The organism is Pseudoalteromonas sp. P80D2, from assembly GCF_036680945.1.
Taxonomy (GTDB): Bacteria; Pseudomonadota; Gammaproteobacteria; order Enterobacterales; family Alteromonadaceae; genus Pseudoalteromonas; species Pseudoalteromonas shioyasakiensis.
Map to the genome: position 1 here is coordinate 32,586 of NZ_JAZDAR010000029.1, position 13,325 is coordinate 45,910.

Consider the following 13,325-nt stretch of genomic DNA (forward strand, 5'->3'; position numbering starts at 1 on the left):
TATAAAACACGACATTTTCAGCATAGCCTAAAAAAGGGGCCGAAGCCCCTGCAATTTAGGATAAATTTTAATTAAATGAGTAACGTGCGTTACATATTAGGGTAGTTTGGCCCGCCAGCACCTTCAGGTGTTACCCAAGTAATGTTTTGACTTGGGTCTTTTATGTCGCAGGTTTTACAGTGCACACAGTTTTGTGAGTTGATCACAAACTCTTTTTCACCTTCAACCTCTTGTACTTCGTAAACACCCGCAGGGCAGTAGCGTTGTGCAGGTTCATCGAATTTAGGTAAATTCACTGCAATAGGAATCGAGTTATCTTTTAGCTTTAAATGACATGGCTGTAATTCTTCATGATTGGTATTTGATAAAAATACCGATGAAAGTTTATCAAAGCTAAGCTTGCCGTCTGCTTTCGGGTAATCGATTTTTTCTGCCTGATCAGCTGCAACTAATGTGGCATGATCTGGCATGTTGTCTTCAAAATTAAACGGTAAGCTGCCACCAAATAGGTTTTGATCTAGGGTGTTATAAGCCCCACCTAAGAACTTACCCAGTTTGTGCATAACAGGGCCAAAGTTACGTGATTGATAGAGCTCTTTGTACGCCCAGCTTTGTTCAAAAGCTGATTTATATTCAGCTAAATCGGCATTTTCTTTACCGTCGCTAAGAGCTGCTACGATCACATCAGCAGCAACCATTCCTGATTTCATGGCTGTATGATTACCTTTGATCTTAGCAAAGTTTAATGTGCCGGCATCACAACCCACAAGTAAACCACCCGGGAAGTGCATTTTCGGTAACGAACGTAGGCCACCTTTGGCAATGGCTCTTGCGCCATAGGCTATACGTTCACCGCCTTCTAAAACATCTTTAAAGACAGGGTGATGTTTCATGCGTTGGAATTCATCAAACGGGCTTAAATGTGGATTTGAATAGTTAAGGTCAACAATTAAGCCCACCACAATTTGGTTGTTATCGCTGTGATACATAAATGCACCACCACTGGTATCAACGGTTAACGGCCAGCCTGTGCCATGTACGACTGTGCCTTCTTTGTGTTTACTCGGGTCGATTTGCCAAATTTCTTTGAATCCCAAACCGTAATGCTGTGGTGATGCATCTTTATCAAGGGCAAAGTGTTTGATTAGCTCTTTACCTAAATGACCGCGACAGCCCTCAGCAAATACTGTGTATTTAGCTCTAAGCTCCATACCCGGCATGTAACCATCTTTTTCGTTGCCGTCTTTATCAAGGCCCATATCGCCAGTGATAATGCCTTTCACTGTTTCGTCTTCAATAATCAAAGAGTGAGCACTAAAACCAGGGAATATTTCTACCCCTAAGTTTTCCGCTTGCTCTGCTAAAAAGCGACATACATTACCCATAGAGACAATATAATTGCCTTCGTTATGGAATGTTTTAGGGCTAGCAAAGTGGGGGATGCTGGTGGCTTTTTCACTGTTATTGAACCAGTAAATATCATCTTGCGTTACTTTAGTGGTAACTGGTGCGCCTAATGACTGCCAATCAGGTAATAATTCATCCAGCGCTTTGGTTTCGAAAACCGCACCCGATAAAATGTGTGCGCCCACCTCAGAGCCTTTTTCTACCACACAGATCATTAATTCTTGTTGTTTTTCTTGTGCTTGTTGAGCCAATCTAATCGCAGTTGATAAACCTGCTGGGCCTGCGCCTACGATGACTACATCAAATTCCATGGTTTCGCGTTCGACCATATAAACCTCTTCTCGGTGACGGACCTGCTATAAAGAACCTTATTTCATACTTGCAAATGAAACGTTACAGGCTGTGAATACTTTAAGGTTATTTTAGGTTGACGTTTACGTCAACAGGAAGTAGTCTGAATTCATAAAATAAATAAGTTGACGTTTAGGTCAACTTTGAGAACACACAATTGATGGAGTCACGATGAAAGTCCTCGTTCCAATTAAAAGAGTAATTGACTACAACGTCAAAGCACGCGTTAAAGCCGATAAAACGGATGTTGATCTAGCTAATGTAAAAATGGCGATGAACCCGTTTTGTGAAATTGCAATTGAAGAAGCTATTCGTTTAAAAGAAGCAGGGACGGCCACTGAGGTTGTTGCTGTGACTATTGGTAATAAATCATCTCAAGAGCAATTACGCACGGCTTTAGCACTCGGTGCTGATAAAGCCATTCATATTGAAACAGAAGAAAAGCTTGAATCTTTACATGTTGCTAAATTACTGAGCAAGATTGTAGAGCAAGAATCACCTGAGCTAGTTATTTTAGGTAAGCAATCGATTGACTCTGACAACAATCAAACCGGTCAAATGCTTGCAGCTTTAACGGGTCGTGGTCAAGGTACCTTTGCATCTAAAGTCGATGTTCAAGCAGGTACGGTTAATGTAACGCGTGAAGTAGATGGTGGCTTACAAACAGTTGCTCTTAAACTACCTGCTATCGTAACCACAGACTTACGTTTAAATGAGCCACGCTACGCTTCATTGCCAAACATTATGAAGGCAAAACGTAAACCACTTGAAGTAATTGCTGCTGACAGCCTAGGTGTAGACCTTGCGCCTCGCGTGCAGCTGGTAGAAGTAAATGAGCCAGAAAAACGCAGTGGCGGCATCATCGTAGAAGATGTAGCAACATTGGTAGAAAAGTTAAAAACAGAAGCGAAGGTGATCTAAATGAAAACATTAGTGATAGCCGAACACGATAAAGGTGTTCTAAAGCCTGAAACCAATAAAACGATTACTGCTGCTGTTAAACTAGGCTTTGATGTAGATTTACTACTTGCAGGCGAAAACTTATCAGCAATGAGTGAACAAGCAGCATCAATTGCAGGTGTTAGTAACGTACTTATTGCCGATGATGCAGCTTATGCTAATCAACTTGCAGAAAACCTAGCTGATATAGTTTTATCTTTAGCTGATAACTATTCACACATTGTCGCAAGCGCAACAACAACGGGTAAAAACTTTATGCCGCGTGTTGCTGCACTTTTAGATGTAGCGCAAATCTCTGAAATCATCGACGTTATTGATGCAGATACCTTTAAGCGTCCTATTTATGCAGGTAATGCAATTGCGACAGTTAAATCATTGGATAGCAAAAAGGTTATTACTGTTCGTGCAAGTAGCTTTGATATTGCACAAGAGCAAGCACCAGTAGCTGTAACTAGTGTTACAGGAAAAGGTTCTGTTGGTCTGAGTGAGTTTGTATCAGAAGAACAAACTGAGTCTGAGCGTCCAGAGCTTACTGCAGCACCTGTGGTTATTTCAGGTGGTCGTGGTATGCAAAATGGTGAAAACTTTGCGTTATTAAATGGTATTGCCGACAAACTAGGCGCAGCCATTGGTGCTTCACGTGCTGCTGTTGATGCGGGCTTTGTACCAAACGATATGCAAGTAGGTCAAACAGGTAAAATTGTTGCCCCAGATTTATATATTGCTGTGGGTATTAGTGGTGCGATTCAACACTTAGCGGGTATGAAAGACTCTAAAGTGATTGTTGCTATCAATAAAGACCCTGATGCGCCAATTTTCCAAGTTGCTGACTATGGTTTAGTTGCCGATTTATTTGATGTGTTACCAGAGCTTGAAAGCGCTCTGTAATTCATAACGATTCTGGTTGTTAAAAGCTGTTCACCTTTTTAGGTGCGCAGCTTTTTTTCGTTTAACTATTTTACCGGAAGGTAACCAAACTCAAGCATTTTCTGTTGTATCTTGTTTGATTTAACAATCACAGCGAGCTTGTCGCCAATCTTTTTTGAGCGGGGTGATTGTGTGTTTACTATTAGCACAAGTGGTCTAACAAAGGCATAGTCGCCACTTTGAATTGATTCAACAGAAGGGCTTACACCGTCGATCTCAAGTAACGTTACTCTATTAATACGTCTGTCATTTTCTAATTTACTAATAGCGCCATATGAATCATAGGCAATGGCATTTGGAATACGCTGGACTATACCCAGCGCTTGATTGAACTGATCATAAAGCTCTACTTTTTGTTTAGAAAATAAACCTCTATTACCCGCCATTTTTAAGCGTATGAAATTACTGCCTGGCTCTTGTATATAATCTAAGTTTAAATATTCCAAAAACACATCAAAACTACCATGACTAGTGCCTTTGCTAAAAAGCAGGATCTCATCATTTTTTGCGCTTAGCTCTGGAGTATAAGGAGAAACCTCAGACCACGCCTTTAGTTTGCCTTGGTAGATATCGCTCAGCTCTTTAGTGGTAAGTTCAGTGATGTTTAAGTTTTTATTTACAAAGAATGCGATTGCATCTTGAGCTATGATTATCTGCCGCAAAAAAGGCCAGCGTTGTTGCTCTTCTTTTGTTAAATATCGAGAGCTGGTGCCAATATCAATTACATTATCGGCAATGGCTTTAATCCCTTTGTCACTGCCCATTGGCCTAATTTGTATACTATTTCCAAATTCTTGGCTTAAGTCGTCTTTTATATCGACTAATAATTCTGTCACTGTGGTTGAGCCAGCAATAAAAATAGGCTTCGAATAAATATTTTCTTCAATTGCATACGCACTATGTGCAGAAATAAGAGTTGTAGATAGCAAAAGGGCTTTAATAGAGCGAAATAGCATAGTAGACGCAAACTCCTAAATAGTTAGCTTCCTATCAATATAGGCAATATGTCTGGCTTTGCTAATCAGAATTTATAAAATATTTAATGATTTAGACACAAAAAAGCCGCTCGAAAGCGGCTTTTAGAATATGTGGCGTTACTTATTAGTAAGTCGCGCTGCCTTTTGTTCGTGGGAAGGCGATAACGTCACGTACGTTACCCATACCTGTTACATATGCAACTAAACGCTCAAAACCTAGACCAAAACCTGAGTGCGGTACAGTACCGTATTTACGTAGGTCGCGGTACCAGCTGTAATCTTCTTTGTTTAAGCCCATTTCTTCTAGACGCTTATCTAATACATCTAGACGCTCTTCACGTTGAGAACCACCGATGATTTCACCAATACCTGGTGCAACTACGTCCATCGCTGCCACTGTTTTGCCGTCTTCGTTTTGACGCATGTAGAAGGCTTTAATATCACGCGGGTAGTTTTTAATAACTACTGGCGCATTAAAGTGCTCTTCAGCAAGGTAACGTTCGTGCTCAGACTGTAAATCTACACCCCATTCAACAGGGTATTCGAATTTCTTACCACACGCTTTTAAGATTTCGATAGCATCTGTGTAATCAACTTGTGCGAAATCTTTAGTAACGAACTCTTCTAAACGAGAGATAGCTGTTTTCTCAACACGTTGTGCAAAGAATTCCATATCGTCACGGCGCTCAGTTAATACTGCATTGAAAACATATTTCAGCATGTCTTCAGCAAGTTTTGCGATATCTTCTAAATCTGCGAATGCAACTTCAGGTTCAACCATCCAAAACTCTGCTAAGTGACGAGATGTGTTTGAGTTCTCAGCACGGAAAGTAGGGCCAAAGGTATAGATTTTTGACATTGCTGAGGCATATGTCTCACCATTTAATTGACCAGATACTGTTAAGAATGCTTCTTTACCGAAGAAATCTTCACTGTAATCGATGTCGCCTTTATCTGTGCGTGGTAAGTTTTGCATATCTAAAGTAGATACACGGAACATTTCACCGGCACCTTCACAGTCACTTGCAGTGATGATCGGTGTGCTGATCCAGTAGTAACCTTGCTCGTGATAAAAACGGTGAATCGCTTGTGCTAAACAGTTACGTACACGGGTTACCGCGCCCATGATGTTAGTACGAGGGCGAAGGTGTGCGTGCTCACGTAAATATTCAATGCTGTGACGTTTCGCAGACATAGGGTATGTGTCTGGGTTCTCAACCCAACCTAATACTTCTACAGAGTTAGCTTGAATTTCGAAAGACTGGCCTTGACCCGCAGAAGGCACAAGAACACCTGTTACAGATACAGAACAACCTGCAGTTAAACGTGTTACTTCATCATAATTATTGAGTGAATTAGGTACTACCGCTTGAATAGGATCAAAACACGAACCGTCATGAACGGCTAAAAATGAAATTCCTGCTTTTGAATCGCGGCGTGTACGGATCCAGCCTTTTACTGTTACTTGGCTGTCTACCGCAACCTTGCCTTTTAATAGCTCTGAAATCGCTAAATGGCTCATCTTCACTCCAATGATATAAGTTGCCTAATATAATAATGCTGTGCATTGCACTTGAATCGACTATCTTACCCTCGTAAATCAAATAAAAAAACTATTGAGGCGTACTCTTTAGTAGTTTTTCTTCAATTGAGTAAAATAGCAGCAATATTTTGCGTAAAATTTGCGTTTATTTAAATTCTCGCTGCGCTAATTGGTTATTTTGTGGCATTATTAAAAATTCTCAATAGGATAACTGTCCTTTAGTCTTTAATTAAATTGTATAACAGGTGCTATGAAACAAGTTTTTATTCTTCGCGGCTTACCAGGCTCAGGTAAATCATATTACGCACAAAGCCTTGCTGATGAGTTGGTAGCTGGTAATGAAAGTGATTATGTCGTGTGCGCAACAGATGATTATTTTTACAATAGCGAAGGTGTGTATCAATTTGATAAGTACAAGTTATCTGAGTATCACAATCTAAACCTTGCACGCTTTATTAATGCCTTAGCAGAAGAAATTCCGTTAGTAATTGTTGATAACACTAATATTAAAAAGTGGGAATTTATCGCCTATGCACAAGCGGCCACTGCACTGGGTTATCAAGTAAAAGAAGTGATCGTTGGTGAAATTAAAGATAAATCTTTACAGCATCTATATGCTAAGCGCTGTGAACATAAAGTACCGCTTCGAATGATCAGTAAAATGGCTTATATGTTTGAATGGTAAAGTTTAAAGGAAAAGGAAGCATTAGCTTCCCTAGAGGGCGTGTTGACCTTTGTGGATTAAAATTTGTTCACTCTAGGGGCGATTTAATCGCGGCGCGAGATTTGTAACCTAGTGGGCTAAGTAAAAATCGAGCAACAAAGAGTTAATCGCCCCTAGAAAGAACCCGAAGGGCAGCGCGTGTTTGGCATTGATGCTGCGTTATCGCCTATTTATGTGGAACAATCACACTACATAGGCTCTGCCTTGCCTAAATACCAAACACACTGCTGCAAAATTAATCACAAAAGGTCAACACGCCCTTCGAAGTAACAAAAATGCCAGCTAAGTGCTGGCATTTTTTATATCAGAATCTTTATTTTAATTAAATAAAGTACTTAGTCGGCTAATTTCTTAGCAAGATATAACCAAGTTTCTAATACTGTATCTGGGTTTAGAGAAACAGAATCAATGCCCTGCTCAACTAACCAAGCTGCAAAGTCTTCATGATCTGAAGGACCTTGACCACAAATACCTACGTATTTGCCTTTTGCTTTAGCAGTTTGAATAGCCATTGATAATAGTTTCTTGATTGCAGGGTTACGCTCATCAAATAGATGCGCAATTAAACCTGAGTCACGGTCAAGACCTAATGTTAACTGAGTTAAGTCGTTTGAACCGATAGAGAAACCATCAAAATATTCTAAGAACTCATCTGCAAGTAACGCGTTTGATGGTAATTCACACATCATGATTACTTTCAGACCATTTTCGCCACGTTTAAGGCCATGTTCTTCAAGTAATTCAATAACGCGCTTACCTTCTTCAAGCGTACGAACAAATGGGATCATGATTTCAATATTAGTCATACCCATTTCGTTGCGAACACGTTTAATCGCTTCACACTCTAACGCGAAACAGTCACGGAAATCTTCAGAGATATAACGTGCTGCACCACGGAAACCAATCATTGGGTTTTCTTCTTCCGGCTCATATTGCTGGCCGCCAACAAGGTTTGCATATTCGTTTGACTTAAAGTCAGACATACGAACAATGACACGCTCAGGTGCAAACGCACAACCTAGTGTTGCAATACCTTCAACAAGCTTAGAAATATAGAATTCTACAGGTGATTCATAACCTGCCATCATTTCTGAGATTTCAGCTTTTAACTCGTCAGATTGAGCATCAAAGTTAAGAAGTGCTTTAGGGTGAACACCAATCATACGGTTGATTACGAATTCAACACGCGCAAGGCCAACACCTGCATGAGGTAAGCGTGCAAAGTCAAATGCACGATCAGGGTTACCTACGTTCATCATAACTTTCATTGGTAACTCTGGCATTTCATCAACACGTGAAGTAAGTACTTCGTAATCTAAAATACCTTCGTAGATATAACCTGTGTCACCTTCGGCACACGAAACAGTTACATCTTGGCCTGCTTTAATTAAATCAGTTGCATTACCACAACCAACAACTGCAGGAATACCTAATTCACGAGCAATGATTGCCGCGTGACATGTACGACCGCCACGGTTTGTAACAATTGCAGCGGCACGTTTCATGATTGGCTCCCAGTCTGGGTCAGTCATGTCAGTAACTAGAATGTCACCTTGTTGTACTTTGTCCATTTCATCAATTGAATCTAGTACGCGTACTGTACCTGAACCAATCTTGTGACCAATTGCACGGCCTTCAGCAACAACAGTGCTTGTACCATTTAATTGGAAACGCTCCATTACGTTAGCGTCTTCGTTGGAACGAACTGTTTCTGGACGAGCTTGAACGATATAAAGCTTACCGTCGTTACCGTCTTTTGCCCACTCGATGTCCATTGGACGACCGTAGTGCTTTTCGATGATCACAGCTTGCTTTGCAAGTTCTTGAACTTCAGCATCTGTGATTGAGAATTTGTTTGAAAGTGACGAATCAACGTCAACAATTTCAACTTGCTTACCATGTGATTCATCTGCAGAGTAAATCATTTGGATTGCTTTTGAACCAATATTACGGCGAACTACCGCTGGTTTACCGTTAGCAAGTGTTGGTTTATGAACATAAAATTCATCTGGGTTTACAGCACCCTGCACAACCATTTCACCCAGACCATAGCTTGAAGTGACAAATACAACATCTTCAAAGCCAGATTCAGTATCAATACTGAACATAACACCTGAAGCTGCTTTATCTGAACGAACCATGCGTTGGATACCAGCTGAAAGTGCAACACCACGATGGTCATAACCTTGGTGAACACGGTAAGAAATAGCGCGGTCATTAAATAGTGAGGCAAACACGTGTTTGATAGCAGTCATTACTGAATCAATACCACGTACGTTTAAAAACGTTTCTTGTTGTCCTGCGAATGAAGCGTCTGGCATGTCTTCTGCTGTAGCAGATGAGCGAACTGCAAATGAAACATCTTGTGATGCGTCGCCGTGTAGTTGGCTATATGCGTCGCGGATGGCTTGGTCTAGGTTTGGTTGGAATGGTGTATCGATAATCCATTGGCGGATTTCGGCACCGACTTTAGCGAGTGTATTTACATCATCCACATCCAATGTGTCTAAAATATCGTGGATTTTTGAGTTTAAACCAGATTGCTCTAGAAACTCATTGAATGCATCAGCGGTTGTAGCGAAACCACCTGGCACTTGAACACCAGCGTTAGCTAGGTTTGAGATCATTTCACCTAGTGAAGCGTTTTTACCGCCAACACGAGGAACATCTTGCATACCAAGCTCTTGATACCAGAGAACGTATTCTTGCACGGATCTTTCTCCATAAACAAATTGTAGTACTAACTGTGAGAGTTAAGAAAGAAAACCTTCTAAAAAGGTCGTAGTCATTCTACACTGGCAACAGACCTCACGTAAACCGTGAAGCCCCTATTTTGCAGATAAAGGTAATAAAAAGGTTAAATATGAGAACTGCATTTTATATTTCTGATGGAACAGCAATCACCTCTGAAGTCTTTGGTCATGCGACCTTATCTATGTTTCCTGTTGAGTTTAATCACAAAACTATTCCTTTTGTTGAAACTGAAAAAAAAGCAATTGAAGTTAAGAACTTAATTAATTCAACAGCGCAACGTGATGGAGAACAGCCACTCGTGTTCTTCACTTTTGTTAACCACGAGCTAAGTGAAATTATTAAATCGTCTTGCGCGGTGTGTTATGACTTTTTATCACAATACAGTGATAAAATTTCTCAAGAGTTAAAAGTTGCGCCGGTACCTAAGGTTCATAGAACGCATTCAATGCACGAGAAAAGTTATGATTTTCGTATTGATGCGGTTAACTATGCGTTGACCAATGATGATGGCGCTAACATTAAAAACTACTCTGAAGCTGACATTATTTTAGTGGGGGTTAGCCGAAGCGGTAAAACACCCACTAGTTTATACCTAGCATTACAATATGGTATTAAAGCAGCCAATTACCCGCTAACAGAAGATGATTTAGAAAGAGGCACCCTGCCTGAGTGTTTAAAAGCTTACAAGCATAAACTTTTTGGTTTAACGATTGACCCAGTTCGCCTTGCCGATATTCGCCAGCGTCGTATGGCAAATTCAAAATATGCGTCTTTAAAACAGTGTCGTATCGAAGTACGTGAAGTAGAAATGCTTTATAAAAAGCAGAAGATTCAATTTTTAAATTCAACTCATCATTCAGTAGAAGAAATTTCTGCAAAGATTATATCTGATACTGGACTTGAAAGACGTAAGTACTAACTTATTTAGTATCGGACATGAAAAAAGGCTACAATATGCAGCCTTTTTTGAATAACTTAGTGTTACTTACGTGCGTCTTTTAATAAGTCAGCAACTAAGAAACCTAGTTCTAAAACTTGATCCGCATTTAAGCGTGGGTCGCACTGTGTGCGGTAGCGTTGTGCTAAATCTTCATCAGATAATCCATACGCACCACCAGTACATTCAGTCACGTGCTGGCCAGTCATTTCAAGGTGAACACCACCTGGGTATGAACCTTCAGCTTTGTGTACTGCGAAGAACTGGCTAATTTCACGAAGAATATTATTAAAGCTACGTGTTTTATAACCTGAGCTCGCTTTCTCAGTATTACCATGCATTGGATCTGAGCTCCAAATAACTTTACGGCCTTCTTGTTGTACTTTACGTACTAGTGCCGGTAGTTTCTCTGGAAGAACATCAGCGCCCATTCGTGTAATTAACGTTAAGCGACCTGGAATGTTATCAGGGTTAACTGCATCAATAAGTTTGATTAGCTCATCTGGGTCCATGCTCGGGCCAACTTTCACACCGATAGGGTTTTTAATACCTTTAAAGAATTCGATGTGTGCATGATCAAGTTGACGTGTACGTTCACCAATCCAAACAAAGTGTGCAGAACAATCGTACCAATCACCTGATAAGTGGTCACGGCGTGTTAGTGCTTCTTCATAACCTAATAACAACGCTTCGTGTGATGTAAATAAGTCTGTTTCTTTTAAGCTCGGTGCAACGGTTGAGTCGATACCACACACTTCCATAAATTCAAGCGCATCTTGAATTCTGTCAGCTAGCTGTTGGTATTTTTCTTTAAGCGGATTTGCTGCTACAAAACCCATGTTCCAACGGTTTACTTGGTGTAAATCGGCTAAACCACCTTGTGCGAATGCGCGTAATAAATTTAGCGTTGCAGCACTGTGATGATATGCCGTCATCAATCGCTGTGGATCAGGTACACGGGCTTGCTCTGTGAATTCAAAATTATTGATGATATCACCACGGTACGAAGGTAATGAAACACCATCGATTGTTTCATAATCTGATGAGCGAGGCTTAGCGTACTGACCTGCCATACGCGCAATTTTAACTACAGGGCATTTACCACCATAAGTTAAAACAACGGCCATTTGTAAAAGTGTTTTAAATGTATCGCGGATATTTGCGGCATTAAAGTCACTAAATGACTCTGCACAATCACCACCCTGTAATAAGAAGGCTCTACCTTCACATACAGCTTCTAGTTGTTTGTATAAGCTACGCGTCTCTTCGGCAAATACCAAAGGTGGTGCGCTTTTTAATTGCCCTTCAACAGATTTAAGGGCTTCTTGATCTGGGTACTCTGGCTGCTGAAGTATCGGCAGTTTTCTCCAGCTGTCTGGGTTCCACGATTGCATGTTCTTTCCTCATTCCTAACATAGACCGTTAACGAAAACTAACTTATTGCACGTACTAAGTTCAAGGACAATATTCAGCTATTTACGATTATTTCGTTATTTGATAAATAGTTTCGATATTAACAATTAGGGTTCCAACATTTTATTGTTTCAAACCAGTCAGTTACACATCTTTGACACCTTATTCGTTACCGCACAGCACAAGAACACATCTTACCTAGTTAATGCCTTACTGTAACCTCAGCTTTACATGCTTAAAATATACTTTTTGAGTTCTACATTGATCAAATTAAAAACTTGTACTAATGGAATGGAAGGAACACATCATACTAAGTTTAATTAAGATGTAAGGTCAGCTACATGGAAAATTTAAACTACAAAATATCAAAAGATAAGGTTACAATTGAACTAACAATAAGTAAGATGTGTTCCTATGAGTACGAAGTTAGAAATACGCAGTCAGTTTGATTTAGTAAGTGAGTTAACTCATTTGTTTTGTGAAGAATTAAAGGAAGTGAGTTTTCATAAGGCATCATATTATCAATTGCCAGATATCGACATAAACGACGAAAAGAAAGTCCCTTCTTCAATTAGTGTACAAAAAATTGAAGGCGATGATGCTCATAAGTTAATTCTAAATTCCTTTGGTGATTTTTATAAAAAGACAGGATTAAGTAGTCGAGTATTAAAAAGACATCCAGGTTTATTAGTTTTAAAAGATGTCGATAAGCAACATTTCATTGCAAGGATAAATCAGTTAAATAAAGCCAAAGCTGATTTTAAAAATAGTGTAATAGCTATCGATAATAATGATGCGCGATTTGAAGCGGTTCACAATGCTGTGCCTAATCTCATTACACTTGCTGCATATCGTAAGATCCATTTTGAAACTGAATCGCCCTACTCTGTTCGTTTTACTTGGATGCACAAACACGCAACTAAAACGCTAACTAAAAAAATGGCCTTAGCAATGCTCGATAAATCGGCTAGTTATTCTAATCCAAGAATGATCGACCAACACTCTTGGCAAGCGCTAGTTGCACAAGAACAAAGTCGTGTTGCAAGTTTAGGTGATAAAGAAAAATTACGAATTCGTAGACCAACAAGAGTTAGTCCACAAGTTAATGTGAGGTATACAGCTCAAAACCGATATCATGTTAGTGCTGCTTTACCTTTTATTTTGATAAACCCAGAACCAGATGTAAAACTGGGTACATTAACTGATTATCAAAAACCAGAAAGTCATCCTCGAAAAAGAGAATATGATTTCTTAGTTGATAGACTTTACTTAGAACAAGTAACAGATTGATTATGTTAAAAAGGCCACATCAGTGGCCTTTTATTTGTAGTT

At 39.8% G+C, this 13,325-nt stretch carries 10 protein-coding genes; 5 read left to right on the forward strand and 5 right to left on the reverse strand.

The window, feature by feature from the left end; translation table 11 throughout:
- Nucleotides 1-89 precede the first annotated feature (89 nt).
- A complete protein-coding gene (locus VRK28_RS07820; protein ID WP_332393693.1) occupies nucleotides 90-1,736 on the reverse strand; it encodes an electron transfer flavoprotein-ubiquinone oxidoreductase in 1,647 nt (548 codons plus the stop codon).
- Nucleotides 1,737-1,929: 193 nt separating this feature from the next.
- Between VRK28_RS07820 and VRK28_RS07825 the strand changes: the two genes are divergently transcribed.
- Together VRK28_RS07825 and VRK28_RS07830 are read left to right on the forward strand one after the other, a co-directional pair.
- Nucleotides 1,930-2,679 carry an electron transfer flavoprotein subunit beta/FixA family protein gene (locus VRK28_RS07825; RefSeq protein ID WP_062565331.1) on the forward strand — a complete coding sequence of 250 codons (750 nt, stop codon included), beginning with the start codon at nucleotides 1,930-1,932 and terminating at the stop codon, nucleotides 2,677-2,679.
- The gene (locus tag VRK28_RS07830; protein ID WP_332393694.1) at nucleotides 2,680-3,606 is read left to right on the forward strand and encodes an electron transfer flavoprotein subunit alpha/FixB family protein; all 927 of its coding nucleotides are present in this window, start codon (nucleotides 2,680-2,682) and stop codon (nucleotides 3,604-3,606) included.
- Between the two features lie 65 nt (nucleotides 3,607-3,671).
- Here the strand turns inward: VRK28_RS07830 and VRK28_RS07835 are convergent, their stop codons facing one another.
- Entirely contained in the window at nucleotides 3,672-4,601 is a 930-nt protein-coding gene (locus VRK28_RS07835) for a substrate-binding domain-containing protein (RefSeq protein WP_332393695.1), read from the reverse strand.
- Between the two features lie 145 nt (nucleotides 4,602-4,746).
- Nucleotides 4,747-6,144 (reverse strand): asparagine--tRNA ligase, encoded by a 1,398-nt coding sequence (gene asnS / locus VRK28_RS07840; RefSeq protein WP_054553906.1) that lies wholly within the window; start codon nucleotides 6,142-6,144, stop codon nucleotides 4,747-4,749.
- Between the two features lie 271 nt (nucleotides 6,145-6,415).
- Between asnS and VRK28_RS07845 the strand changes: the two genes are divergently transcribed.
- Nucleotides 6,416-6,850: an ATP-binding protein gene (locus tag VRK28_RS07845; RefSeq protein WP_054561441.1), complete on the forward strand. Its 435-nt coding sequence runs from the start codon at nucleotides 6,416-6,418 to the stop codon at nucleotides 6,848-6,850.
- A 374-nt stretch (nucleotides 6,851-7,224) separates the two neighbouring features.
- Here VRK28_RS07845 and ppsA read toward each other — a convergent pair whose 3' ends face one another.
- Nucleotides 7,225-9,600, reverse strand: coding sequence for a phosphoenolpyruvate synthase (gene ppsA / locus VRK28_RS07850; protein WP_054553332.1), 2,376 nt, complete (start codon nucleotides 9,598-9,600; stop codon nucleotides 7,225-7,227).
- Nucleotides 9,601-9,752: 152 nt separating this feature from the next.
- Between ppsA and ppsR the strand changes: the two genes are divergently transcribed.
- Entirely contained in the window at nucleotides 9,753-10,562 is an 810-nt protein-coding gene (gene ppsR, locus VRK28_RS07855; RefSeq protein WP_058584340.1) for a posphoenolpyruvate synthetase regulatory kinase/phosphorylase PpsR, read from the forward strand.
- A 62-nt stretch (nucleotides 10,563-10,624) separates the two neighbouring features.
- On the opposite strand, the gene VRK28_RS07860 is transcribed toward ppsR, so the two are convergent.
- On the reverse strand, nucleotides 10,625-11,974 hold the full coding sequence (locus VRK28_RS07860; protein WP_062565467.1) for a class II 3-deoxy-7-phosphoheptulonate synthase: 1,350 nt from the start codon (nucleotides 11,972-11,974) through the stop codon (nucleotides 10,625-10,627).
- A 433-nt stretch (nucleotides 11,975-12,407) separates the two neighbouring features.
- Here VRK28_RS07860 and VRK28_RS07865 point away from each other — a divergent pair, with 433 nt between their 5' ends.
- A complete protein-coding gene (locus tag VRK28_RS07865) occupies nucleotides 12,408-13,283 on the forward strand; it encodes a DNA replication terminus site-binding protein (RefSeq protein ID WP_332393697.1) in 876 nt (291 codons plus the stop codon).
- Nucleotides 13,284-13,325: the final 42 nt, after the last annotated feature.